The sequence below is a fragment of the Teredinibacter turnerae T7901 genome, assembly GCF_000023025.1.
GTDB classification, from domain to species: Bacteria; Pseudomonadota; Gammaproteobacteria; order Pseudomonadales; family Cellvibrionaceae; genus Teredinibacter; species Teredinibacter turnerae_B.
Window position 1 is genome coordinate 189,151 of sequence record NC_012997.1, and the last position, 25,374, is coordinate 214,524.

The 25,374-nt window shown below is 53.6% G+C and carries 26 protein-coding genes; 13 read left to right on the forward strand and 13 right to left on the reverse strand.

The genetic code is table 11. From position 1 onward, the window contains the following. Nucleotides 1-30: 30 nt before the first annotated feature. The 5 genes from TERTU_RS00755 to TERTU_RS00775 all read right to left on the reverse strand — a co-directional run bounded on the left by TERTU_RS00755 (nt 31) and on the right by TERTU_RS00775 (nt 4,574). Complete coding sequence (locus TERTU_RS00755) at nt 31-414, reverse strand: RidA family protein (RefSeq protein WP_015817652.1); 384 nt, start codon at nt 412-414, stop codon at nt 31-33. A 12-nt stretch (nt 415-426) separates the two neighbouring features. After that, the gene (locus TERTU_RS00760; protein ID WP_015818664.1) at nt 427-2,541 is read right to left on the reverse strand and encodes a RelA/SpoT family protein; all 2,115 of its coding nucleotides are present in this window, start codon (nt 2,539-2,541) and stop codon (nt 427-429) included. A gap of 18 nt (nt 2,542-2,559) precedes the next feature. Beyond that, nucleotides 2,560-2,841: a DNA-directed RNA polymerase subunit omega gene (gene rpoZ, locus TERTU_RS00765; RefSeq protein WP_015818204.1), complete on the reverse strand. Its 282-nt coding sequence runs from the start codon at nt 2,839-2,841 to the stop codon at nt 2,560-2,562. 93 nt (nt 2,842-2,934) lie between these two features. Further along, a complete protein-coding gene (gene gmk / locus TERTU_RS00770; RefSeq protein ID WP_015819588.1) occupies nt 2,935-3,552 on the reverse strand; it encodes a guanylate kinase in 618 nt (205 codons plus the stop codon). A gap of 68 nt (nt 3,553-3,620) precedes the next feature. Continuing rightward, a complete protein-coding gene (locus TERTU_RS00775; RefSeq protein WP_080516681.1) occupies nt 3,621-4,574 on the reverse strand; it encodes a YicC/YloC family endoribonuclease in 954 nt (317 codons plus the stop codon). A 42-nt stretch (nt 4,575-4,616) separates the two neighbouring features. Between TERTU_RS00775 and rph the strand changes: the two genes are divergently transcribed. After that, nucleotides 4,617-5,336: a ribonuclease PH gene (rph, locus tag TERTU_RS00780; RefSeq protein ID WP_015820489.1), complete on the forward strand. Its 720-nt coding sequence runs from the start codon at nt 4,617-4,619 to the stop codon at nt 5,334-5,336. Between the two features lie 446 nt (nt 5,337-5,782). After that, on the forward strand, nt 5,783-6,232 hold the full coding sequence (locus TERTU_RS00785; RefSeq protein WP_015820809.1) for a hypothetical protein: 450 nt from the start codon (nt 5,783-5,785) through the stop codon (nt 6,230-6,232). A 50-nt stretch (nt 6,233-6,282) separates the two neighbouring features. On the opposite strand, the gene mutM is transcribed toward TERTU_RS00785, so the two are convergent. Continuing rightward, on the reverse strand, nt 6,283-7,101 hold the full coding sequence (gene mutM / locus TERTU_RS00790) for a bifunctional DNA-formamidopyrimidine glycosylase/DNA-(apurinic or apyrimidinic site) lyase (protein ID WP_015818550.1): 819 nt from the start codon (nt 7,099-7,101) through the stop codon (nt 6,283-6,285). A 149-nt stretch (nt 7,102-7,250) separates the two neighbouring features. Between mutM and TERTU_RS00795 the strand changes: the two genes are divergently transcribed. Further along, nucleotides 7,251-7,916 (forward strand): DUF3313 family protein, encoded by a 666-nt coding sequence (locus tag TERTU_RS00795; RefSeq protein ID WP_015820928.1) that lies wholly within the window; start codon nt 7,251-7,253, stop codon nt 7,914-7,916. 42 nt (nt 7,917-7,958) lie between these two features. Here TERTU_RS00795 and rpmG read toward each other — a convergent pair whose 3' ends face one another. From rpmG to radC, 4 genes are all read right to left on the reverse strand, one after another. Beyond that, nucleotides 7,959-8,114, reverse strand: coding sequence for a 50S ribosomal protein L33 (rpmG, locus tag TERTU_RS00800; RefSeq protein WP_015818155.1), 156 nt, complete (start codon nt 8,112-8,114; stop codon nt 7,959-7,961). Between the two features lie 25 nt (nt 8,115-8,139). After that, nucleotides 8,140-8,376 (reverse strand): 50S ribosomal protein L28, encoded by a 237-nt coding sequence (gene rpmB, locus TERTU_RS00805; RefSeq protein ID WP_015818280.1) that lies wholly within the window; start codon nt 8,374-8,376, stop codon nt 8,140-8,142. Between the two features lie 218 nt (nt 8,377-8,594). Beyond that, nucleotides 8,595-9,701: a glycoside hydrolase family 5 protein gene (locus TERTU_RS00810; RefSeq protein WP_015818240.1), complete on the reverse strand. Its 1,107-nt coding sequence runs from the start codon at nt 9,699-9,701 to the stop codon at nt 8,595-8,597. A 121-nt stretch (nt 9,702-9,822) separates the two neighbouring features. Further along, nucleotides 9,823-10,497, reverse strand: coding sequence for a RadC family protein (gene radC, locus TERTU_RS00815; protein ID WP_015818378.1), 675 nt, complete (start codon nt 10,495-10,497; stop codon nt 9,823-9,825). Between the two features lie 191 nt (nt 10,498-10,688). On the opposite strand from radC, the gene coaBC reads away from it, so the two are divergent. The 4 genes from coaBC (at nt 10,689) to slmA (ending at nt 16,302) form a co-directional block, all read left to right on the forward strand. Next, on the forward strand, nt 10,689-11,918 hold the full coding sequence (coaBC, locus tag TERTU_RS00820) for a bifunctional phosphopantothenoylcysteine decarboxylase/phosphopantothenate--cysteine ligase CoaBC (RefSeq protein ID WP_015818995.1): 1,230 nt from the start codon (nt 10,689-10,691) through the stop codon (nt 11,916-11,918). Nucleotides 11,919-12,001: 83 nt separating this feature from the next. Next, entirely contained in the window at nt 12,002-14,539 is a 2,538-nt protein-coding gene (locus TERTU_RS00825; RefSeq protein WP_015820091.1) for a phosphomannomutase/phosphoglucomutase, read from the forward strand. Then, complete coding sequence (gene argB / locus TERTU_RS00830; protein WP_015817125.1) at nt 14,539-15,465, forward strand: acetylglutamate kinase; 927 nt, start codon at nt 14,539-14,541, stop codon at nt 15,463-15,465. The genes TERTU_RS00825 and argB overlap by 1 nt, the downstream gene beginning before the upstream one ends. A gap of 243 nt (nt 15,466-15,708) precedes the next feature. Continuing rightward, entirely contained in the window at nt 15,709-16,302 is a 594-nt protein-coding gene (slmA, locus tag TERTU_RS00835; protein WP_015817580.1) for a nucleoid occlusion factor SlmA, read from the forward strand. A gap of 163 nt (nt 16,303-16,465) precedes the next feature. Here the strand turns inward: slmA and TERTU_RS00840 are convergent, their stop codons facing one another. After that, a complete protein-coding gene (locus TERTU_RS00840) occupies nt 16,466-17,104 on the reverse strand; it encodes a hypothetical protein (protein ID WP_015818191.1) in 639 nt (212 codons plus the stop codon). Beyond that, complete coding sequence (gene pyrE / locus TERTU_RS00845; protein WP_015818223.1) at nt 17,104-17,745, reverse strand: orotate phosphoribosyltransferase; 642 nt, start codon at nt 17,743-17,745, stop codon at nt 17,104-17,106. Before pyrE ends, TERTU_RS00840 begins: the two co-directional genes overlap by 1 nt. A gap of 313 nt (nt 17,746-18,058) precedes the next feature. Here pyrE and TERTU_RS00850 point away from each other — a divergent pair, with 313 nt between their 5' ends. Next, a complete protein-coding gene (locus TERTU_RS00850; RefSeq protein ID WP_015817538.1) occupies nt 18,059-18,832 on the forward strand; it encodes an exodeoxyribonuclease III in 774 nt (257 codons plus the stop codon). A gap of 54 nt (nt 18,833-18,886) precedes the next feature. On the opposite strand, the gene argH is transcribed toward TERTU_RS00850, so the two are convergent. After that, nucleotides 18,887-20,284: an argininosuccinate lyase gene (argH, locus tag TERTU_RS00855; protein WP_015817126.1), complete on the reverse strand. Its 1,398-nt coding sequence runs from the start codon at nt 20,282-20,284 to the stop codon at nt 18,887-18,889. A 73-nt stretch (nt 20,285-20,357) separates the two neighbouring features. On the opposite strand from argH, the gene TERTU_RS00860 reads away from it, so the two are divergent. The 5 genes from TERTU_RS00860 to TERTU_RS00880 all read left to right on the forward strand — a co-directional run bounded on the left by TERTU_RS00860 (nt 20,358) and on the right by TERTU_RS00880 (nt 25,374). Next, nucleotides 20,358-21,446, forward strand: a complete 1,089-nt coding sequence (locus TERTU_RS00860) for a sensor histidine kinase (protein WP_015816967.1) — start codon at nt 20,358-20,360, stop codon at nt 21,444-21,446. Nucleotides 21,447-21,460: 14 nt separating this feature from the next. Further along, nucleotides 21,461-22,192, forward strand: coding sequence for a LytR/AlgR family response regulator transcription factor (locus TERTU_RS00865; protein WP_015820696.1), 732 nt, complete (start codon nt 21,461-21,463; stop codon nt 22,190-22,192). Between the two features lie 161 nt (nt 22,193-22,353). Beyond that, on the forward strand, nt 22,354-23,328 hold the full coding sequence (hemC, locus tag TERTU_RS00870) for a hydroxymethylbilane synthase (RefSeq protein WP_015819483.1): 975 nt from the start codon (nt 22,354-22,356) through the stop codon (nt 23,326-23,328). Continuing rightward, nucleotides 23,312-24,112, forward strand: a complete 801-nt coding sequence (locus TERTU_RS00875) for a uroporphyrinogen-III synthase (protein ID WP_015818181.1) — start codon at nt 23,312-23,314, stop codon at nt 24,110-24,112. The genes hemC and TERTU_RS00875 overlap by 17 nt, the downstream gene beginning before the upstream one ends. Then, on the forward strand, nt 24,109-25,374 hold the full coding sequence (locus tag TERTU_RS00880) for a uroporphyrinogen-III C-methyltransferase (protein ID WP_015817593.1): 1,266 nt from the start codon (nt 24,109-24,111) through the stop codon (nt 25,372-25,374). The genes TERTU_RS00875 and TERTU_RS00880 overlap by 4 nt, the downstream gene beginning before the upstream one ends.

Consider the following 25,374-nt stretch of genomic DNA (forward strand, 5'->3'; position numbering starts at 1 on the left):
AAAAACGCCCGCGATTGCGGGCGTTTTTCGTTAGATCACAGCAATACCGTCTGCTTCTACCTGGGCGCCTTTTGGCAGCTCCTTTACCCCAATTGCTGCGCGAGCTGGGTAGGGTTGCTGGAAGAACTGGCTCATCACCTCGTTGACTACCGGGAAGTTACTTAAGTCTGTGAGATAGATATTGAGCTTGACGATGCTCTGCAACGAGCCGTCCGCCGCTTCGCACACCGCACTCAAATTCTTGAATACCTGCTCCGCTTGCGCGCGAAAATCACCGTCAACCATTTCCATGGTTTCTGGAATCAGAGGAATCTGACCGGACAAGTAGACGGTATTGCTTACTTTGACGGCCTGGGAATAGGTGCCAATGGCTTTAGGTGCCTTGTCGGAATGGATTATGGCTTTGTTAGGCATGGGTTGTTTTCCTTATGTTTTAGCACGCGAAACACTGGCGACCGAACGCATATTGCGGATCGATCGCATGACGTTTGCCAGGTGGACGCGATTGGTAACTGCCACTGTCAGAGTGATGACGCTATGTTCGGCATCCCGCTCATCCACTTGAATACCTTCGATACTGGTCTTGGTATTGGCGATTCGTGTCGCCAGCGATGCGATAATGCCGCGTTCAGATTTCACTTCTACGCGAATTTCTGAGCGGAACTCGCCTTCCACCTTGGGCGACCAGTTGATCTCCGACAAGCTGCCTCTTTTGTTGCGCAAGTCGTTAATGTTCTTACAGGTTTCGCGGTGGACAACTACGCCCTTACCGGTGCTGAGATGCGCCAGTACAGGGTCGCCGGGAATGGGGCGGCAACAGCGCGCGAAACTGATCAGCAGGCCGTCCGGCGATTCAATGGAAATCGGCGCATGGCTGTTGCGGTTGGTATCGTTCTCGGAACCTGGCGACAGAATATTGGTGATCGCCATTGCGGTAATCTGTCCGAGACCAATGTCCTCAAACAGCTTTTCCATGGATTCCCGGGAGGTGGTTTCCAGGACGTTTTGTATCTGCGCGTCGGAGAGTTTGTCCAGTTGCAGCTCCTGATTGCTCAGGGCACGCTGTAACATACGCTTACCAAGTTCCACTGACTCCGTATGGCGCTGATTTTTCAGATAGTGCCGAATCGCCGCTCGCGCCTTTGCGGTGATAACAAAGTTGAGCCAATTGGGATTCGGCTGCGAGCCGCTGGAGGTGATGATCTTGATTTTCTGCCCGCTTTCAAGCGCCTGTGACAGTGGCGCAGGGCGATCGTTGACACGACAGGCGACGCAGCTGTTACCCACCTGGGTGTGCACCGCATAGGCAAAATCCACCGCAGTAGCGCCTGCTGGCAACTCGATAATCTCGCCCTTGGGGGTAAATACATAGACTTCGTCGCGGAACAGGTCGATCTTCACATTTTCGACGAATTCCACTGAGCTGTTGGTGTGCTGCTGAATTTCCAGCAAGCGCTTGATCCAGCGATTGGCGCGGTCGTAACTGCCGTTTTTACTTTCTTCATCGCCGTTGGATTTATATAGCCAGTGGGCGGCAATACCGCGGCTGGCCAGTTCGTCCATTTCTTTTGTGCGAATCTGCACCTCAATAGGTACACCCTGAGTGCCAACCACCACGGTGTGTAGCGATTGGTAGCCATTTTCTTTGGGGATGGCGATATAGTCTTTGAATTCGTTGGGCTTGGGTTTGTATAGGTTGTGAATCGCACCCAACGCCCGGTAGCAGGTGTCAATGTTTTCCACAATAATGCGGAATGCATAAACATCCATTATCTCTTCAAACGATTTATGTTTGCCGCGCATCTTGTTGTAGATGCTGTACAGGTGTTTCTCGCGCCCGATCACCAGGCCTTCGATAGTTTCTCGCTGCAGGCGCATCTCGATCGAAGACTGAATTTTCTCAACAATGGCTTTGCGGTTGCCGCGCACCTGCTGCAGCGAGGCGTGCAGCCGTGTCGCACGCAGCGGATGCATGGCGGCGAAACCGCGATCTTCAAACTCAATACGCCAGTCGTTCATGCCGAGCCGGTGGGCAATAGGCGCGTAAATTTCGAGGGTTTCTTTGGCGATACGACGTTTTTTTTCCGGCGGTAATGCGCCAAGAGTACGCATATTGTGCAGGCGGTCGGAGAGCTTGACGACGATAACGCGCAAGTCGCGGGCCATGGCCATGGCCATTTTCTGGAAGTTTTTGGCCTGCTTTTCGGCCTGAGATTCGTAGTCGATCTTGGCAAGTTTACTCACCCCGTCGACGATTTCCGCCACCTGATCACCAAACTGATGGCTAATGGCGGACTTGCCGATACCGGTGTCTTCTATCACGTCATGCAGCATGGCGGCCATCAGGCTTTGATGGTCCATATGGATAGACGCAAGAATGTTTGCAACAGCCAGGGGGTGGGTAATATAGGGTTCGCCGCTGCGTCGAAACTGCCCAGTGTGGGCTTGTTCCGCATAGTAGTAGGCGCGTTTGACGCAGTTAACCTGCGCGGGCTCTAGATAGGAGGATAGCCTGTGGCTGAGTGAATCAATGGTGAGCAAGGCGATCCCCCATACAAATTAGGCCTCAGGTGAGTTGTGCATACCCAGGTCGAGGCTGTGGTCGGCGTCGCCCATGATCAGGGTATCTTGTGGCTCGTCTTTCTCGTCGAGAATGCTCGCGTCGATAAAACCTTCTTCAATTTCACGCAGGGCGATTACGGTTGGCTTGTCGTTTTCTTCCGGAACCATCGGGGTTTTACCCTGCACCGCCAGCTGACGTGCGCGTTTGGTGCCGACAATAACCAATTCAAAACGGTTATCCACGTGATCGAGACAATCTTCTACGGTAATGCGTGCCATTTAACTATTCCAATTGTGATTTCCGACTTGCCGGTGAGGGAACAACGATACCGGCACAAAGAAAAGGCCGGGAAGTGTACGCAAAACAGGCAATCAGGACAATAGGTTGTTTAAGAGACTTTGATGTCTCAGCCGTTGTTTTTCAAGTGTTAAGCGATTCGCAATGATAATCGCACGGAATTCGTTCAAAGCAACATTGAAATTATCATTAACGATCAGGTAGTCCGCTTCGCCGTAATGGGACATTTCGCTCTCGGCTTCCGCCATGCGGGCATCGATAACCGAATCGTTGTCCTGCCCGCGACCGGTAAGGCGCTGTCGCAAGGTTTCCCGGGAAGGGGGCAGAATAAACAGGCTGACCGCGCTGGGGATCAGCTGGCGCACCTGATGCGCGCCCTGCCAGTCAATCTCTAAAATGACGTCTTTACCAGCGCCGAGCGTTTCCAGCACCCAGTTTTTGGAGGTGCCATAGGCGTTGGTAAAGACCTGGGCGTGCTCGAGAAAATCACCGTTTTCCACCATCTGTTCAAATTGGGTACGGTCGACAAAGTGGTAGTTGATGCCGTCAACCTCACCGGGGCGCTGGGCGCGAGTGGTGTGCGAGACGGAGACCAGCAGGTTGTCAACCGCATCGACGACAGCCTTAACAAGGCTGGTTTTACCCGCACCGGAGGGCGCGGAAACAGTATAGAGTGTGCCAGTGGAGAGCATGAAAAACAGGTGACTCCTCGATAATACAGAGTGGTTTAGTGCCAGTATAGCTGCTTTGGGCGGACGGTTTATTCGATGTTCTGGACTTGCTCGCGCATTTGTTCGATCAGGACTTTTAAATCGACGGCAATCTGAGTGGTGTCGCTCGCGGTGGATTTGGAGGAGAGCGTATTGGCTTCGCGGTTGAACTCCTGCATCAGAAAATCCAGGCGCCGGCCAATTGGACCGTTTTGTTCCAGTGCGTGCTGGGTCTCCTGGATATGGGCTTCCAGCCGGTCCAGTTCTTCGGCGACATCTGACTTTTGACACAGATACACCACTTCCTGGTTGAACCGTTCTTCGTCGACGTCCACTGCCAGAGCTTCGATACGGCTGCGCATTTTATCGCGCAGAGCCTGCTGAATAGCGGGCAGCTTGTCGCGTACTACACCTACGTGACTGGCTATGGTTTGCATGCGCTGTGCGATAAAGGTTTTTAGCTCGGCGCCTTCCCGCTCTCGGTTGGCGACCAGCATTGCAAGCGTTTCCTCGAACAGGCTTTGAGCTGCTGCGGCCACATCTTGCGGGTCGATTTCAGCTGTTTGTAACACACCGGGCCAACGCAGTATGTCTAGCGGGTTAATCGGACTGCCTTGCTGAAGTTGCGTTCCCACCGTTTCCGCGAGGCTTATCAGGTGCTGTGCGAATGCCTGGTTCAGCGCGAGGTCGGTACCCGCTGCCGCGTCAGTTTTCAATTGCAGGTTCACTTCAACTTTGCCGCGGCTAAGTTGCTTGCGCATTCTGTCGCGCAATTCTGGTTCGAGCGCGCGGAGCGTTTCCGATAACCGCAGGGTTGGTTCCAGGTATCGGTGGTTAACAGTGCGAATTTCGCAACTTAAGCTGCCCCAGGGGTGTTGCGATTCCTGGCGGGCAAAGCCGGTCATACTGCGTGGCATAAAAGTGGGTCCTGGCAAATTGTTGTAATTATGAAAAAAGGCACCTGATACTGCGGCCGGGGGTCGAATGTTACCACAGGCTGACATTTCTCCCTCATAATGGCACGCCCATTTGCCAGGAGAAGTTTTATGTTAAGGCCCAGTGGTCGCGCCGCGAATCAATTGCGGGATATTTCTATTACTCGTCACTACACCCGTCACGCGGAAGGTTCCGTACTTGTCTGTTTTGGTGACACCAAAGTAATTTGCACCGCAACGGTAGAAGAAGGTGTTCCCCGCTTTCTGAAAGGAGAAGGGCAGGGCTGGGTTACCGCAGAATATGGAATGTTGCCGCGCTCTACCGGTTCTCGCATGGGGCGGGAAGCGGCCCGCGGTAAACAAGGGGGCCGCACGGTGGAAATCCAGCGCCTTATCGGTCGCTCCCTGCGCGCCGCTGTGGATTTGACTCTGCTGGGCGAGCACAGCATTACAATTGATTGCGATGTTATACAAGCGGATGGCGGCACACGCACAGCATCGATTACCGGCGCCTGCGTTGCCCTGGTGGATGCCCTGCGTTTTATGCAGCGCTCGAAAATGATCCAGACTGATCCGCTGCGCCATCTTGTCGCATCTGTTTCGGTAGGTATGTATCAAGGCGAAGCCGTACTGGATCTCGATTATCCAGAGGATTCAAACGCCGATACGGACATGAACATGGTAATGACTGAGCAGGGTGGCCTGATTGAAATTCAGGGGACGGCAGAACAAGCACCATTTTCTGAGGATGAATTCATTCAAATGTTTACCTTGGCAAAAGAAGGCATAAGCGAATTGTGTGAATTTCAACGTCAATCGTTAACAGATTAAAAATTGTTACAAAGTAGTACAAAGGTAGCATGGAGGCATGGGTATCTATGGCGTTAAACTTGCTGTCATAAAAGTAATAAGTGAAGACTACAAGGAGTGCGTTCTGCTGGAATGCACTTGACGCTTCGTGCGGGGCCAATTGTCGAGTGGTGTTAATGCACCAAAGTTGATTTGGCGCACGTTGCTGCGTGCCGTTTTTTGTAATTTTCCGGGCTGTGTAAGAAGTGCTTTATAGCAGCGATTTTTACCGCCGATTCTGATAAAAAAGGCCGTTGGGTTTGTCAGCCCGGATGGGAGTCGTATTCGACTGTTAAGGATTAACCGTCAGCAACTAGTCATGAGTCTCAAGCTAACCTTTTTAATACTTTGTCGTTTACTTCTTTTTTAAAAATAAAACGACTATTAGTAAGACTAGCAGACTCAACAGGAAAGTGAGTGAATAATCGATGAACAAAAAATTACTATCTGCAGGAGCGCTGTGGGCTCTCGTGATGGGGGGGCAGGCAGTAGCAGATACGGTAGAGCTCTCTGTACCAGCTAACTCGTCTGATGGCAGCTTTGTTCTGCGCATTGAAAATGAGCAGTTCGCATCTGACATGGGCCGCAAGGGGTTGAGTTTAGAGATTCTGCGTAACAAAGACGGCGGTGAATTTAAGCGCTTGCTGTTGGGGCCAGCCTGTTCGGCGCTTTCTGAGCTGGTGCTTGAAAACGGTGTTTACGGTTACAAGGCACGTTGGCTATCACCCGATGGCAAACAGGTCGATAAATCTGCCAGTGAGTTCAGCTCACCGGTATTTATTAAAGTGTCCTCTGCAGTAAAACGCATAATTCCGCCCCGCAAAGATCGCATTGTCAGTATTAACGCGATTGCCGGGCCGGGTGCGCGTACCCCCTAATACTCGCTTGTTACTATGGCTGCATGCCTGCGGTGTGCAGCTGTACCGATCTAGTTCTGGCAATGAGTGCAGTACACGGTCGTTCTCTGGCTTAACGGCTTTTCTGTCAGCGGTTTGGCGCAGACCGGGCAGGGCTCGCCACCGCGTCCGTACACGTTGAGTTGCTGGGCAAAATATCCGGGCTTGCCGTCACCGCCGACGAAGTCACGCAAGGTTGTACCCCCTTGCGTAATTGAGCGCGCGAGCACAGCTTTGATGATGTCCGCAAGTCGATGGCATGCCGGTCTCGTTAGTTTTCCCGCCGCGCGCAACGGATGAATCTTCGCCAAAAACAGCGATTCATTGGCGTAGATATTACCTACGCCCACCACAACCCGGCTGTCCATAATCCAGCTTTTTACCGCAGTTGAACGTTTGCGCGAACGTTCGTAAAGGTACTCACCGTTAAAATCGTCAGTTAAGGGTTCTGGTCCCAGGTGGCAGATCAGCGCGTGCTGCGCGGGATCGTCTGCGGTGGCCAAAAATGCGCCGAAGCGCCGCGGGTCATGGTAACGAAGCACTCTACCGTGGGCGAAACGCAGATCAATGTGGTCATGCTTGCCCGGTGGCTCCGTGGGTTCAACAATGCGCAAGCTGCCGGACATGCCGAGGTGCCAGATCAGTGTGCGGCCGTCGTCGACGGCGAGCAGTAAGTATTTTCCGCGGCGATCTGCGCGAACCAGTGTGCGGCCGGGGAGGTTGCGACTAAGCGCCTTATCAATCGGCCAGCGAAGCTGCGTATGCCGAAGGGTCACCGCGGTAATGGGATGATGGAGTATGTGTGGCGCTATACCGCGGCGGGTCGTTTCAACTTCCGGAAGTTCGGGCATGGATTTAGGTTCTGTTAACAGTTGGTCGGGTTGTGGTTACGGGGCAGTGTCGCGTAAAGATTGCAATTGTAGTGTCAAATGAACACCATGTGAGGGCGCTCCACGCAATTGCGAGTCTGCTTACCTCTCGGAGCGCAGCGGAGGACTATATGAAAAAAATAATCAGCGGGTTGTTGGCCGCCCTGTTAATAAGTGGCTGTAGTTCGTCGCCAACGGTGACATCCATACCGGTTTCGGAGGGCGACATAGAAGGGTTTTATGAGGTGCTGAACTTGCGTCAGTTCGACTCCGTATTTATCCGATCCAGCGACGCGTTACAGGGCTACTCGGCCGCGGTGTTCGCGGATCTGGATCTCGCGAATCTGGAGATCGATCGCTCACGACTGCGGGCGAATTCGGAGAAATGGCGCTTTGATCGACGTGACAGGCAACGTATGGAAGAGCAATTTGCCGAGCAATTGGCGCTGCTCTTTGCAGGCAAAAGCGTGCATCTGACGCAGGCTGCAAGCCCTGGTACCGGGGTGCTGACTATCGAGTTTGCACTCACGCGCTATAAACCCAATGCCCCCAAAGATGCACTGCAAGACCGGCCGGTTGGCCGCACCTATATCACGGAGGGCGCAGGCCGTCTTTATATGCAGGCGCGAGTGCGCGATAGCGTGAGTGGCGAGTTACTGGCGCTGTTTGAAGACGATCGCGAGTTGGGCCAGGAATGGGAAGAGGATAATCGCGTCAATAATGCACGTCGATTCGAGCAGGGGCTTGGCCTGTGGCTGCGGCGTTTGGATGCCGCGATAGCCGATCTACAGACATAAAAAAACCCGGCATTGGCCGGGCTTTTCGCAACACAGGCAAAATTACTTGATTTTGCCTTCTTTGTAGACCACGTGCTTGCGCACAACCGGGTCGTACTTTTTAATTTCCATTTTGCCAGGCATGGTGCGCTTGTTTTTGTCAGTGGTGTAGAAGTGACCAGTGCCAGCAGTTGAGTTCAATCGAATCTTGTCACGCATGAGTAAGTCTCCTTAAATCCAGGGCTTAAATTTTTTCGCCGCGGGCGCGGATATCAGACAGAACAGTTTCAATGCCGTTCTTGTCGATAATCCGCATGCCTTTGCTGGATACGCGCAGTTTTACAAAACGCTTTTCAGATTCAACCCAAAAGCGGTGTGTGTGCAAATTCGGCAAAAAACGACGCTTGGTGTGGTTTTTTGCGTGGGATACGTTGTGGCCTGTTACCGGGCGTTTTCCAGTAACCTGACAAACCTTAGCCATTGTCTTGCCTCTCTTTCGTAGGTTTAGGACTACGGCTCGATGCCAGCAGTCAGAAATAGGGTTTAAACTCAGCCAGATCGTCTAATATTTGCGCAATTAGCAAGGGTGGCCGAAAAGAGGCGCGTTTTATACCAAAAACCATTTTCAATAGCAACGTTTTACTGTTAGAAAATTTCAAAATGGGTGGTTGGTGGGCGCCTCCAATGCCCTCTGGGAGATTATTTGTTCATGCGCAGCATTTCCTTGCGGAAAAACTTCCCTTGTTCGGTAGGGGTGTACTGCCAGTCGGCAATCATTTGCGGCGGCCAGTCCGGGTCGAAGCACCAAACGGTCCAGGAGGCGCCGATTTTTTCCAAATACTTCACAATTGCAGGTCCGTAACTGCCGTCGTCCCTGACTGGCACGTGTGCACCTGGTTCGCCCTCGCGCATCCAGCCGAGCTCGGTGGCGACCAGCGGGGCGCGTTTAGCGATAAATCCCCAGGTTTGCTCCCAGTCTGCGGCCTTTTGCGCCACTGGTGCCCGGGTTTTTTCCGGGTAGGGGTGTGCGGCATAGGCGATGCCTTTGCGTGCAATCGGGTTTTCACGCGCTGAGCGAAGATCGTAAGCCCAGTTAAAACCGGCAACCAGGGGAATGGCACTAGGGTCGTGAGCGAAGATGATGTCGATCAGGTCTTCATTTATGGCTTTCCATGTTGTCCAGCTCAATTCTCCCAGTTGCCCGCCCATTTTAGTGGGCTCGTTAAAGAGCTCGTACACGGCAATCGTTGGGACGCCTTTATAGCGGGCAGCGATGGTCCGCCAAAATACGCGAGTCTCCTGCAGGTTGGTGTCGTACATCGGGTGCTGAAACAGGCCGGTGTGCAGGTTGCCGATGGAGTGCCAGTCGATAATCAAATACATGTCCAGCTCATTTGCCCAATGCACCGCCTGGTCAAGTAGTTCGAGGTAGTGCTCACCGCCACGGGAGCGCCAGGCGATAGGGTGGACTGGCACGCGTATGACATTTGCTCCAAAGCTTTTGACGGCGGCAAAATGGGCTTTTTCCCAGTGTCCGTTTTTAACGAGTTTATCCGGGTCGCTGATATTGACCCCGCGCAAGGTGATTGTTTCGCCCTTGTTATCCACTAGGCGATTACCGGAAACGCGAATGGTGCTTTGCTGGCGGCTGAGGCTGGTTGCGTCGAATGGTTCGGGGTAGGGCAGATTCCACCACTCTCCAGGTTTAGCCGCTGCGTGGGTGGCGGCGCTACCGGGCTGGCTCAGGCAGAGGGACAGCGCAATAAAAAGTAGGATGAAAGCGTGTTTTAGCAGGTTAAAAGGCATGTTGTTATCTCTTTTTTGGCGTTTTTCTGGCGTTATTATTGTTATTCCTTGTCGACAGGTCGCGCTCGCGAGCTGCTTAGGGTGCATTTTGCGCAAGTGATGGCGTGTGGGCAATCAGCAATTAGAGCCAACCGCGATCCGCGAACGAGACCGCATCCCCTTCACCAACAACAATATGATCGAGTGTGCGTATGTCCAATAGCTGCAGTGCGCGGCAAAGACGGTCGGTAATCTGTCGGTCCGCTTCACTGGGTTCGGCAACACCAGAGGGGTGATTGTGAGCAAAGATTACGGCTGCGGCATTGTGAGCAAGGCATTTTTTGACGACCTCGCGGGGGTAAACTGCAGCGCCATCGATAGTGCCGTTAAACAAAATGTCGAAGCTCAGCAGCCGGTGCTGGCTATCGAGAAACAGCGCTGCGAACACTTCGCTGCGGCGATGACGCAATTGACTGTTGAGAAAGTCCTTTACGGATTGACTGTTGGCAAACTGTGTTTGCCGCTGCAGAGTTTCGCCCAGGTGCCGTTTCGACATTTCCAGCACAGCTTGGAGTTGGACATATTTAGCCTCCCCGAGGCCGAGGCCCTGGCAGAATGCCTTGCAATCAGCCGCGAGCAGTGCACGCAAACCACCGAAGGTGGACAATAGCTCGCGCGCGAGATCTACCGCCGAACGGCCTTTACAGCCGGTGCGTAAAAAGATGGCGAGCAGTTCAGCGTCGGAAAGTGCATCCGGGCCGCGCTCAAGAAGTTTTTCACGCGGCCGCTCGCTGGCGGGCCAGTCAGAAATCGCCATATCACATCCTTGTGTGGTGTTTGGTAGAAACTCGCCCCAATGTAGGTGAATATTCACTCAGCGGGCGAGTGCATTCAATTCCGTTAAAATGTTATCTTACAAACCTTATAATCCGTGCCAGGTGAGGCTTATTCACGCCATAGCCGTGTTCTACACGCCATCTCCCGGTCACGCTATTAGCGAGCTAGTGTATGTCGGTACCAGATTCAACGCTCTCCCTGGCGAACAAGAATATCGTTTTAGGTGTGACAGGGGGGATAGCTGCTTATAAAAGTGCCGAGCTCGTGCGCCAGTTACAAAATGCCGGTGCCGAGGTACATGTGGTTATGACGGCCGCCGCCACGGAGTTTATCACGCCGTTAACATTGCAAGCATTGTCGGGTAACCCGGTGCACACTTCCATGCTCGACCCCGCTGCCGAAGCGGGAATGGGACATATCGAGCTGGCCCGCTGGGCAGATGCTCTGGTGATTGCCCCTGCAACTGCGGATTTTATCGCGCGATTTGCACAGGGTGAAGGTAATGAATTACTGCTGGCGCTGTGTTTAGCGACGGCAGCGCCGGTCATGATTGCACCGGCGATGAATCAGGAAATGTGGCGCAAAGATATTACCCAGGAGAACGTGGCCAGACTGCTAGCGCGTGGTGTTATCGTTTGTGGCCCGGATGAAGGTGTCCAGGCGTGCGGGGATGTTGGGCCCGGAAGAATGCTGCAGGTCGAGGCTCTCACCGAATGTATAGCTGCGCAATTTCAACTCGGTTCACTGGCCGGCCGACATGTAGTCATTACCGCGGGGCCGACTCGGGAAGCGATAGACCCCGTGCGCTACTTGACCAATCGCAGTTCCGGCAAAATGGGCTATGCCCTGGCGGAAGCGGCCTTGGACGCGGGTGCCCAGGTGACGCTGGTGAGTGGACCGGTGAATTTGTCACCCCCGCCAAAGGTGCGACTGGTGGCAGTGGAGAGCGCGCTGGAAATGCATGCGGCGACGCTTGCTGCAGCAGAAAGTGCCGATGTTGTGATAGGCGCGGCAGCCGTGGCGGACTATCGCCCTCAAGTGGCGGCACAAGACAAATTAAAGAAACACGCTGGCGAGCCCATGCAGCTTACCCTGGTTGAAAACCCGGACATTATCGCTGATGTTGCGGCACTGCCCGGTCTTCGGTTTGTGGTGGGCTTCGCAGCGGAAACCCAGCATCTGGAGGAGTATGCGCAGGCTAAGCTTAAGCTCAAACGACTCCATGCCATAATTGCCAATAATGTTGCCGATGGCGGGGTGTTCGAACAGGATGAAAATGAGGTGACTGTTTTTAGCCGTGATGGTGGCACTGTGAGCTTTGCCAGGCGCGGTAAAAAACAGTTGGCCCGTGGACTTATTCAGTGGATTGCTGCGGCGCTAGCTGAAAAACCGTGCGATTAACTTCGCCCTGACCGTTTGTTTGTGAATGCAGACAAGCGACACTTAATGCTGAAAAAGATTGTAAGAATAAGGAGTCGCCCGGCGTGACCGAGCAGTTTCAAAAATTTTCAGATCCTGGACGCAGTAAGCCAAAAAGTGCGGAAGTGGACCCCCCTGTCGAGCCGAAAGGCAAAATTTCGCCAGTACTAGTTTCCGTACTTGCCTGCGTGGTGTTAGCCGCTGCGTTATCGTCCTGGCTGTGCTACCACACCTACCAAACTCAGATTGTTGCTCAGCGCGACGCGCAGCTTGCTGAATTATCTCAGCAACGCGCTTCGCTGACGGCACAAAATATTCACCTGTACATGGCCCGGGTAAGCGAGGCAATCGCGCAGTTTGCCGATAAACCCTTGCTGAAAACTGCGTTGGAGGCCAACGACGAGACGCAGCTTCAACGCTTTGTTGCCGGATTTCAGGGACAGCTGGATGGCGCGCTTAAAGTTCGGGTTTTCCCTCGCGGCACTGCGCGATTGGACAACGATATTTACCCGCCGATTCGATTTTCGGAACTGGAGCTGATCGGCTTGGCGGAACGGCAGGAAGTCGCATTGCCAGAAGCCGCCCGGATTAACAACGAGTGGCTGATTACCATGGTCGCGCCGGTTGTACAGGACAATACGCGGTTGGTGTACGGTACCGTGATGGTGAGCTTGCGCGCCGCAGTTCTGGCGCCACTGCTCGCGCAAAACAACACCGGGTTGGGGCAAGTGACCTTACAGCAAGTGTTCGACACCGGTGCCCCTACCACCTTAATTTCTGTGGCGGGAGCACCGGTTGCCCCCGCCGTGGTGGTGCCTGTTAAAGACAGCCATTGGCAAGTGGTGTTTGCCGCAGGCCCCGCATTGGTCGCGCAAACTGGAACCAACGGGCTATGGCAGCTGGCGGGTGTTGCCCTCGGATGTATTTTTCTCATTGCGCTCTCGGCCTGGTTCGGCCGTCAACTGGGTACGCGTATCGCCGCTGCGCGAGAAGACAAAGCGAAAGGCACCTGGAAAACCATTCAGGCGGTAGCATCTGCTGGCAAAGATGTGGCTTTCACCGACCCAATTTTTCAACGTCGCGATATTCTCGATGTGGAAATTGCCAATGAGGACGAGGCGCTGTTGGCGCTGGATGAAAAAGCACAGAAACCAGAGCAGACAATTAAAGACGAACAGCTGGACGATTCCGCTAACGAGACCGAGCAGTCGTCGATTGCTATTTCAGAAACTATTTTTCGCGCATACGATATTCGTGGTATTTACGGCAGAGAAATCACGAAAGACGTGGCGTATCTGGTTGGCCAAGCGCTGGGTAGCGAAGCAATGGATGTGGGTGACGACACCTTGATTGTTGCCCGTGACGCACGTTTGCATAGTCCCCAGTTAACGGAATTTTTAATTCGTGGAATTCTCAGTACAGGGTGCCATGTATTGAATATCGGCACGGTGCCAACGCCGTTACTCTATTTTGCCACGGAAACACTCGCAGACAGCGGCAGCGGCGTAATGGTGACTGCCAGCCACAACCCGGCAGACCACAACGGATTTAAAGTGGTGATGGGTGGCAAATGTCGATCGGAAGAGGATATTAAAGCAATCCGCTCGCGTATCCTCAGCAAAAATATTTACACAGGTTCCGGGGAAGAGCGGCGCAAGGATATTGTGCCGGATTACATTAATACCATATTTTCAGATGTGGCTCTGGCTGGCGACATCTCAATTGTCATCGATGCGGCGAACGCGGTACCTGGCGTTATTGCTCCACGGTTGTTCGAGGAACTGGGCTGCCATGTCACACCATTAAATTGTGAGCTCGACGGCAGTTTTCCCAACCACTCACCGGACCCTTCGATTGAAGAAAACCTTCAGCCATTGATTGCTAAAGTACAGGAAGTCGGCGCCGATCTGGGCATTGCGCTGGATGGCGATGGCGACCGTCTGGTGGTGGTTACACCGCAAGGTAAAATTCTCTGGCCTGATCGTTTGCTGATGTTGTTCGCAAAAGATATTGTGGCGCGCAACCCGGGCGCTGATGTGGTGTTTGACGTGAAGAGCACGCGCCACCTTGCCAACGTCATTACCAGCAGTGGCGGCCGCCCGATTATCTGGAAAACCGGTCATTCACCTATGAAGTTAAAAATGGCAGAATCCGGTGCGCTACTTGGCGGCGAATATTCTGGCCATATTTTTATAAAAGATCGCTGGTACGGATTTGACGACGGGCTCTACGCGGCGGCACGGCTAATAGAAATTGTGAGTTTGCAGGGGCAAACGCTCGACGAGGTATTTGCTGATTTTCCTGAATCACCATCCACTCCAGAGATTCGCGTGAGTGTGCCCGAAGAGAGTAAATTTGCCCTTGTCGAACAGCTTATAGAGCGTGGCGAGTTCGGCGATGGCAAAAAAACCACATTAGACGGGTTGCGCATTGACTATTCGAACGGTTGGGGGCTGGTGCGTGCATCCAATACATCTGCGCACCTGACAATGCGATTCGAAGCGGATGATGAAGCGTCACTGCATACGCTGAAAGCGTTGTTCGTGCGTCAATTACGGGAAATCGACAGTACATTAAAAATAGATTGGGATCAGACAAACTAATGCGAGAAAACGAGTCTTCCATAGCGTCGGCGGCACATGTTGCCGAAGTGTTAACCGAAGCATTGCCCTATATTCAAAAATTTACCAATAAGACCATTGTCGTCAAATACGGCGGTAACGCTATGACAGACCCCGCGCTGCAAAAAAGTTTTGCGCGCGATATTGTTTTAATGAAACTGGTGGGAATGAACCCGATTGTTGTTCATGGCGGCGGCCCGCAAATTGGTGAATTGCTGAACAGGCTAAATATTAAATCCGAATTTGTGCAGGGCATGCGGGTAACCGACAGCGAGACCATGGATGTGGTGGAGATGGTGTTGGGTGCGACGGTCAACAAACAAATTGTAAGCTTAATTAACAGTGCTGGTGGCCAGGCGATTGGTGTTACCGGCAAAGACGGACACCTGATTCAGGCAAAGAAGCTTATTCTTAACCGCACAATGAGTGAGGAGCAGGAAGAAAACATCAAGGCATCAGAAATTATCGACGTAGGCCACGTGGGTGAAGTTAAATCGATCAACCGTGCGGTGATAGACCTGCTTGTACAAAGTGATTTTATTCCTGTGATTGCGCCCATTGGCGTAGGCGCAGACGGCGCCTCTTACAATATCAACGCCGACCTGGTTGCAGGCAAAGTGGCGGAAATTCTGCAGGCGGAAAAACTCATGCTGCTGACCAATGTCGCCGGCTTACAGGACAAAAACGGCGAGGTGTTAACTGGGCTTTCGACCCGTAAAGTTGATGAATTAATTGCAGATGGAACCATCTACGGCGGCATGTTACCGAAAATTCGCTGCGCGCTGGATGCGGTCAATTCCGGTGTTTCCAGTGCGCACATTGTCGATGGGCGCGTCGCACACGCCGTTTTGTTGGAAATTTTTACAGATGCAGGCGTGGGAACGCTTATCACCAATAGCGCACACTGATTTAGCCGCAATTTCCTGTTGCTGACCCCGAGTCGAGTCGCTAGGATAGAAAAACGACGCAATTGGGGGCTGCATAGGCATGGATGCGGGAGTGGTCTGGTGCCATATCTCCAAGAGACTTTCTCCCAGGAGGGAAGCCTGGCGGGGAAATTGCTGTTCTCTTCTCTATCCACTAAAAAGTTGTCCCAATGTGGCTTGTGCCACTTTGGGTTACCCTTGATAAGCACAGCATGATTAGACCGCATGACGACAAATAATAAGAAACCCCGCAAACAACAAATATTAGAAGCGCTCGCCCACATGCTGGAAGTGAGTCCTGGGGCCCGCATAACCACCGCTGCTTTGGCAAAAGAAGTCGGTGTTTCAGAAGCCGCTCTCTATCGCCACTTTCCCAGTAAATCGAAAATGTTCGAGGGGCTGATTGAATTTATTGAGCAGACGCTGTTCACCCGAATTAGCATGATCAACGACGAAGAGGGTACGGCCCTGGATCGTTGCCAGAAAATTATTCACCTGTTATTAGCATTCTCTGAGCGTAATCCCGGTATCACCCGTATTTTAACTGGCGATGCGCTGGCCGGAGAAACTGACCGCTTGCGCCAGCGGGTGATTCAATTATTTGATCGTCTCGAGACCCAGTTGCGGCAAATGTTTCGTACTGCGGAGTTGGAGGAAGGGTTGAAGCTGGTGTTGAGTGTTAACGAAACGGTTGCGCTGCTAACGGCTGTTGTGGAAGGGAAAATGGTGCAGTATGTGCGCAGCGAGTTTAAGCGTTTGCCGACCGAAGCTTGGCCAAGCCACTGGCGCGGAATGATTGACGGGTTGGTGCCCCGTTAATTTAGGGCCTGGATTCCCTGCCTGATACCTATTTTTACTTGTTTAGCCCGCTAGACTACGCTCAACATGCCTTTCAGCCAGAAAATCCTGGCTCCGACAGGGCGAAGAGAAGACGGGGCGAAGTGAAATAGTGCTAACAGGCCCTAATCAGAAGGCGTACACATTATTGAATGCGTGCGTCCTCTTTGGCTTCCAGTGTTTCTCCGCGCACAAACGCGTCCTTGTCGCTGTCGTACTTCTCGATAACTTCCTGATACTCTTCTTGCCGGCTTTGTAACAATTCCTGCGCAATTCCCAGTTCTGCCTTGGCGTCACTCAAGCTTTGCAATATCGGTGCTGGCACCTTCTGGTTGCGCCGTTCGTAGTCCGCGGCTTTTCCCATAATTTTTTGAATTTCATTGGTTACGCTGGAGATGTTGCCTTTCAAAATCGCAATATTCGTATCGATATTGGCAAGCCTGCGGCGTTTGGCAGATTCAATTTCGGCCGCCGAAGAGTAGCGCCGTTTGAGTCGCGCATAAATTTCCCGCGCTTCACGTTCCTGGGCATTTTTGGCAACTTCTTCGTCGGTGGGCGCCGGGGGTACCACTTTGACAACCTGGCCTGATGCGTTCAGCACTTCATAGCCCAGTTGTGCATACTCTGGTGGTATTGAGTGCTCGAGTACTTTGACACCCTCCTTGTTAACGTAGCGGTAGTAAACATGCTGAGCGCTGGCATTTACAGCAAAGCTGCAACCCAGCGCAAAAAGTAGTGCAGAGAGAAAGGCATTGACGCCCCGTAACGCGGTTTTACTGTGCATTAATCTGATCCATATTGCTCGCGGTAAAGCGCAATCTTTTCGCTCGTTTGCTGATCGCCAGCTTTTTCCAGGTACATCATGATGTGATCGAGGTCGATAATGCTGACCACGGGCACACCGGTAGATTGCTGTAATTCATCAATGGCCGAGAGCGAACCCTGGCCGCGCTCTTTCCGGTTTAGACCAATAACAATCGCTGCTGGTTCAGCCTTTGCTTGCTCTAAAAGCGCGAGTACCTCACGAATAGCCGTCCCAGCGGTGATAACATCGTCGACGATCGCGACCTTGCCTGTCAGCGGTGCGCCTACCAGGGTGCCGCCTTCGCCGTGGTCCTTGGCTTCTTTACGGTTGTACGCATAGGGTAGATCGCGATTGTGGTGGTCTGCCAGGGCAATAGCTGTAGCAGCGGCGAGTGGAATGCCTTTGTACGCGGGACCGAAAATCATATCCACTGGATGCCCGGAGTCCACTAACGCTTGCGCGTACGCCCGCCCCAAATGTGCGATATTGCTGCCCATATGCAACATGCCAGCGTTGAAAAAATACGGGCTGACGCGGCCGGACTTGAGCGTAAACTCGCCAAACTTGAGGGCCTGGCTGGCAATGGCCATCTCAATAAACTGTTGCTGATAGGCGTGCATGGGGTACTCCGAAATAGTGCGATTGAAAAAACGAGGTGGCCTGCCGCCCATGGCGGGGTGCAAGCGCCAACATACATTGTTTATGAGCAGTCAGGCTGAGTGGCCGCACAAAGCGGCCTGAGGTGGCAGCTATTCCCTGTAAATCCGGCCAGCGAACTCAAGATATCTGGCTATTATAGGAAAATACTTCGCACAAATCGCAACTGTGACAATTAAACCAGAACCTGAATGAACGCGAGATGAATTACCTCATAAATAATGACAACAAAATAAAAGAATCTGTATCATACCAAGGTGTTATAAAGGGGTTGGTATGAGAGTAATCAGTCTGTGCGTCGATGGTATTCATCAGGCGGCTCAGCGGGGCTTGTTCGATTGGATAGAAGAGCAGGATGCTGACATTATTTGCTTGCAAGATCTCCGGGCACTGGAATATGAGCTGGATGATGATATTTTTCATCCGGACGGCTACTTTGCGTATTTTTTTGACTCCGGAGTAAAACATTACAACGGAGTGGCTATCTACACCCGTCACCAGCCGAAGGCGTTGATCTACGGGCTGGGGTTTGCGAGTGGTGTGGATATGGAGGGCCGGTACCTTCAGGTTGATTTCGAGCGTTACTCCATTGGCTCGCTCCTGGCACCGACCGCGTTTTCCGAAACCGAATCCCAGGAAGTCAAAATCAAGTTTTTTGATGATTTCCAGGCGCTGCTGCACAAGGTGACACGCAAGCGTCGCCACTTTATTTTTTGCGGGAACTGGGCGATGGCGCACAGCAAAAAAGATGTGGAGAACTGGCAAAATAACACCAATCAATCTGGCTATCTGCCGCATGAACAGCAGTGGATGAACCAGTTGTTCCGCCAGCTTGGCTACGCGGATGCGTTCCGGGTTGCGGTGCCTGAAGCTGGAGAATACTCCTGGTGGCCATCGGGCAAAATTGGCGAAGGCGACGGCTGGCGAACCGACTATCAGGTGGTGTCCGAAGCGCTGACTCGCAAAGTGGAATATGCGGCCATGTATAAAACCCGCCACTTCTCCAGCCATTTGCCGGTGATCGTCGATTACGACATCGACGACTTATAACGGATATTTGACTCCGAAGCATGAGTCGCCGCACGGGCGACTCGCACCCTCCGTTTAGCGCGCCGCTAGCTCCTCTTTTGCCAGCTCAACCGCTTTCAGTACCTGCGCTGGCGCTGTGCCGCCGATGTGATCACGCGCTGCAACCGACCCCTCCAGGGTAAGTACATCAAACACATCATTCTCGATGACATCAGAAAACTGCTGCAATTCCGCCAGCGTCATCTCAGATAAATCTTTGTTCTGGGCTATACCGAAAGCGACTGATTTGCCGACAATTTCGTGTGAATCGCGAAATGGAATACCTTTGCGGACCAGATAATCGGCGAGATCGGTCGCGGTAGAAAAGCCGCGCTTGGCTGCCTCGAGCATTGCCGCCTTGTTGGCATTCAACGCGGGCACCATATCGGCAAATGCGCGCAGGCAGTCTTTCACGGTATCGACCGTGTCGAACAATGGCTCTTTATCTTCCTGGTTGTCTTTGTTGTAGGCGAGCGGTTGTGACTTCATCAATGTGAGCAGGGCGATGAGGTGGCCGTTGACGCGACCGGTTTTGCCGCGCACAAGCTCGGGCACGTCCGGGTTTTTCTTTTGCGGCATAATCGAAGAGCCGGTACAGAAGCGGTCTGGCAGGTCGATAAAATTGAATTGCGCCGAGGTCCACAGCACCAGCTCTTCGCTGGCGCGGGAGAGGTGGGTCATCAGCAAGGCGGCGAACGCGGAAAATTCGATGGCGAAGTCGCGGTCGCTGACGGAGTCTAGTGAATTGCGGGTGGGGTGGTTGAACCCGAGTAACGCGGCGGTCTGTTCACGATCAATCGGGTAGGTGGTACCGGCCAGTGCTGCGGCACCCAGCGGCGATTGATTGAGGCGCTTGCGGCAACCCATCAAGCGGCCGTAGTCGCGGCTTAGCATTTCATACCAGGCCAGCAAATGATGGCCGAAGGTCACCGGTTGTGCGGTCTGCAGGTGGGTGAATCCAGGCATTATGGTATGGGCTTCGCGCTCCGCGAGGAACAGTAACCCCTGCTGCAAACGCGTCAGTTCCTTGCCAATAACATCGATTTCATCACGCAGATACAGACGGATATCGGTGGCGACTTGATCATTGCGCGAACGCCCCGTGTGCAGCTTTTTACCCGTGATGCCAATGCGTTTGGTGAGTTCTGCCTCGATATTCATGTGAACGTCTTCCAAACTCACCGACCAGGTAAAGGCACCGCTTTCAATATCCTTGCGAATCCCCTCCAGGCCTTCAATAATGGCATTTTTTTCATCATCGCTGAGTACCCCGACGCTGGCTAGCATAGTGGCGTGAGCGATGGAGCCATTGATGTCGTGGTGGTAGAGGCGCTGGTCGAAATTTACCGAGGCCGTGAAGCGTTCCACAAATGCGTCGGTCGCTTCGCTGAAGCGCCCACCCCAGGGTTTTACAGAATTCTCATCGTGGCTCATAGTTATACCGCCGTTGCAGTGATCAAGTTGCTGAAATTTTTAACCGCGCATTATACCTGAGCAGGAAAACCCATTGGCAGAGAAGCGTCCTATCACCGAAAAGCCCCTCGCCGGCGGGGATTTTCTTCCCGATTTATGCGGCGTTCAAAGTGTACTCGGGCTGGTGTTGGTGAGCGAGCTGCTGGTGATGGCGCTGCTCGTCTCCGATACTGGACTCACCGAGTTCAACTGGTCGGAATTTGGCGTGGTGTCTATGCTGGTGTTGTGGATCGTGCTCACCAGCGCTGCGGGTCTTTGCCGCCTGCGCCCCTTACTCGCGCGCATGGCGCCGCTGGCGGCGGGGATCTTGAGCTACTCAATCACTCTGCTATCCACCGGCGTGTTTTCACTGAGTTACCAGCATTTTATTTTGCAGGTGCCACTACAGAGTGATGTAACTTTTAGCCACTTGATGGTGGCTGGGGTTATCGCGGGTATTACCTTGCGCTATCTGTACCTGCAACAGCAGTTACGCAATCAGCAAAAAGCTGAGATGATGGCGCGCATTCAAGCGCTGCAATCGCGTATTCGGCCGCACTTTTTATTCAACAGTATGAATTCCATCGCCAGCCTGATTGGGTTCGACCCGGAAGCGGCAGAGCGGATGGTAGTGGATTTGTCGCAATTGTTTCGCGCGAGCTTGAAAGAAGCAGGTTTGACGCCGCTGCGCGAGGAGATCGCCTTGTGCGAAAGTTATATCGGTATCGAGCAGATCCGCATGGGTGCGCGCCTGCAAAGTGAGTGGCGCTACTGGTGCGATGGTCAGCCATCGTCGCTGGAGGAAACGCGCATGGGGCTGATAATCATCCCCAGTTTTTTGCTGCAGCCACTGGTTGAAAACGCCATCTACCACGGTATTCAACCACTGCCGGAAGGCGGCAGGATTGAAGTGAGTATCGCGCTCGACAAGCAGCGGGTGGAAATTTGTGTGCGCAACCCGGTGTTACTCAACCCCTCCGCCGGGCAGGCAAAATCGACCGCTGAGGGTAATGGTATGGCTCTGGAAAATATACGCCACCGTTTGATGGCTTATTATGAGAAGAACGCAGAATTAAAGGTCGAGCAGCCGGAGGGTGAATATATTATTTATTTGCGGTTCCCGGCGCGGCCCAGGATGAGTTAGAGGACGCTTTTGTAATGCATATGTTAATTGTCGACGACGAGCCGCTGGCCCGCCAACGCCTGATTCGGATGATCGAACAGTTGGATGGCTACGAGGTAGTGGGCGAAGCCAGCAACGGCGTAGACGCCGTGGCTGCAGTGGATAAGTTCGATCCGGATATTGTGCTGCTGGATATCCGAATGCCCGGGGAAGATGGCCTGGAGACTGCGCGCAAAATTGCTCAGTTGCCTGAACCGCCGGCGATTATTTTTTGTACCGCCTACGATGAATATGCGCTGGAGGCGTTTCAGACGCTGGCAGTGGGCTATCTGTTAAAGCCGGTGCAGCAGCAGCAACTGGTGGACACGCTGCAGAATGCGATGCGGCTAAACAAGGTGCAGCGCAATGCGGTCAGCAATACCGCACCCGACGGTCAGCGTCAGCACATCACCGCTAAAACCCGCAAAGGCATGGAATTGATTCCCATCGCCTCAATCCAGTGTTTTATCGCCGATCAAAAGTATGTCACCGTTCGACATTCGGCAGGTGAAACGCTGATTGACGACACGCTCAAAGAGCTCGAGCAGGAGTTCCCGGACCGTTTTTTACGGGTTCACCGCAACGCACTGGTGTCGATCAGCGAAATCGAAGCCATGGAGCGTAACAACAGTGGCCAGTTCGAGCTGCGCTTGAAATCCGTGGACTATCGTCCGGTGGTAAGCCGCCGCCATGTCTCTAGCGTGCGCGAGTTACTGTCACGACTCTGATTCTGGTTCCAGTCTACAGCCGGTGAGCACCGCGAGAACTAAGGTTGAGGATTAATACTCTGGCAGAAGGTTGATTCTCGGGCTGTGGATTGCAGCCTCTACACCCTCCGGAAAAATGCTGAGCTACCGCCGTAGCTCGGCGCTTCTGGGACGGGTCTGGTATGATTGCCGCCAGATTCAAAAACCACCAAGGTCCCTCCGTGAAACACACTCTTCGCATCGCCACGCGCAAAAGCGCGCTGGCCCTTTGGCAAGCCGAATTCGTTAAGTCTGAACTGTGCAGGCACCACCCGGAACTCGCGGTGGAGCTGGTGCCGCTGACCAGCCGTGGCGATAAAATACTCGATGTTCCACTGGCAAAAGTCGGTGGTAAAGGCTTGTTTGTGAAGGAGCTGGAGCAGGCGATAATTGCCGGTGAGGCTGATATTGCGGTCCACTCGATGAAGGACGTCCCCATGGAGTTCCCGCAAGGGCTCGGCCTCGCGGTCATCTGTGAGCGCGAAGACCCGCGCGATGCGCTGGTATCCAACAAGTACTCCAACCTCGATGCCATTCCTGCCGGTGCCGTCATCGGCACGTCCAGCTTGCGCCGCCAGAGCCAGCTACTGGCAATGCGCCCGGATCTCGAAGTCACATTTTTACGCGGCAACGTTAACACCCGTCTGGCGAAGCTGGACGCGGGTGAATACGATGCAATTATTCTGGCTTCTGCCGGCTTAAAGCGTTTGCAAATGGTCGACCGTATCGCTGAATTTATTGCGCCTGAAGTGATGCTGCCCGCTGGTGGCCAGGGTGCAGTTGGAATTGAATGCCGCACCGACGACCAAGAAACGCTGGCGCTACTTCAGCCGCTGCACCACGGTGTAACTGAGCAGGCGGTGCTCGCCGAGCGCGCGATGAATCGAAAGCTCGAAGGCGGATGCCAGGTGCCGATTGGCGGTTTCGCCATTCATCAGGACAACCAGCTCTGGGTGCGCGGCCTGGTCGCCGACCCGGATGGCAGCGAGGTACTCTACGATCAGGTGATCGGCGACCCGGCAGATGCGGAAACACTGGGGGTTGTTCTGGCCGAAAAACTTCTGGCGGCTGGCGCCGATGCCATTCTCAAGCGAGTGTACGGTGACGCATCCGCATAATTGGCGCATTCTCGCCAGCCGCCCGCTTGCGCAAAACAGCAGCTGGAGCAGTAAACTCCAGGCTGCAGGCTACCGGGTTTTGGCGCTGCCATTACTGGCAATTGCGCAAGTGCAGGAACCCGCGCAGCAGCAAAGTATCAAAAACTGTATTCTGGATTTCGATCACTATGATGCAGTAATTTTTGTTAGCCAGAATGCCGTGGAAGCAACTTGGCAGTGGTTAGACCAGTACTGGCCACAGCTGCCGCAGGGAATAACCTACTACGCTGTCGGCATCAAAACGGCAGCCCAGGTTCAGCATTTTCTCGGCAGCGAAGCAACAGTGCACGCTGCGCTCACGGCGATGAATACCGAAGAGCTGCTGGCACTGCCCGGGTTGCAGCAGGTGGCACACCAGCGAATACTGATTTGTCGCGGTTTGGGTGGTCGGCCTCGCCTGGGCGACGAATTGGAAAATCGGGGTGCGGCAGTTACCTATTGCGAACTTTATCAGCGCACGCTGCCAGCGGAGGCGGTAACCCAGTTTACAGACGCGAACCTTAATCCAGCGCAGGATGTGCTTTGCGTGTTCAGTGGCGAAACCTTGCAGAACCTGTTGTATGTCGCAACCACCGCGGGCGCAGATTTATCGGCGTTTGCGCTTGTTGTACCCGGTGAACGGGTGGCTGCACTGGCTGCAGAACAGGGTTTCCAACAGATACAGATTGCTCGCAATGCCGGTGAAGCGGCCATGCTCGCCGCGATTGACGAAATTATTGCAACTTTGGACAAGACGGATTTATGACCGACGACAAGACGCCCTCGCCACAGGAAGATTCTCAAGCCAAACCCGAAGCGGATCAACCGGTAGACCAAACGGCGATTATTGTTGCGCCCGCGGCGGACGGGCCTGACTCAACAGCGGCTGCGGCACAAGAGCGAAAGCCAGACCCGGAAGCTGAACCGGGGCCGCCGCCTGAATTCCCAACAGAGCCGCGCAAGGGTTCGGGCATCCCCTGGTTTTCGCTGTTGTTACTGCTGCTTATTTTGCTGGTGGCGGGCGCTGTGGCAGGTCTTGGTTGGTATGGCTATGGCTATTATCAGCAGACGCAAAGTAAGGCGGGAGAACTGGCTGAACTACAGCAGCAACTGGCCGCACAAAACCAGCAATTGACCCAGCTGCGACAGGCGTTGAGTACCGTCGGACGCGACCGCGAACAGGCGGTGGGCGCCATGGGTGATCGTCTTACCGCGGCGGAACAACGGCTGCAAGCGCAGAATAAACGTCTGTTGGCGATGTCTACCATCACCCGTGAAGACTGGCTGCTGGCAGAAGCGGAATACCTTCTTAAGCTCGCTAATCAGCGTATTTTGATTGAGCGCAGTGCTGAAGGGGCCGATGCGCTGCTTACCGAAGCTGATGCCATCTTACGCGATCTGGACGACCCCGACTTATTTGCTTTGCGCAAAGCGGTAAATAACGATCTGGCGGCCCTGCGATTAATAAACAAAATCGATCGCGAGGGGCTCTACCTGCAAATTAACGGGTTAATCACCCAGGTGGTGATGTTGCCGGTGCGGCCTGATCGCGAGCAGGTATTAGGGCGTGGCAAGAACCCCGAAGGGGAAATGCTGGACGAAAACCTCACGACCGACAACTGGTGGGCGGCGATGAAAAAAAGCCTGCGCGCATTCGGTAAAAGCCTGAGTAATTACATCAATATTAACAACCACGCGGAGAGACCTGCGCCGTTGATGTCGGCTGAGTCCGCCCAGTATCTGCAGCAAAATGTGCGCTTAATGCTTGAACGTGCCCAGCTCGCACTCCTGCGTGAGCAACAAGCTATTTATACCAATAGCCTGGAACAGGCCGAGGGATATTTGGCGCAGTTTTATCCGGCGTCGGCGCCGGTGGAGCGCTATCGCGAGGAATTAAACGCGCTTGCGCAACGCGATATCGTCATTGAACTGCCAGATATCAGCGGGTCGCTCGAGTTGTTGCACAGCTATATCGAAGATCTTCACAACTTGAAAGGGGCTGGCAAGCCAAGCGCAGGAGGCAACTAA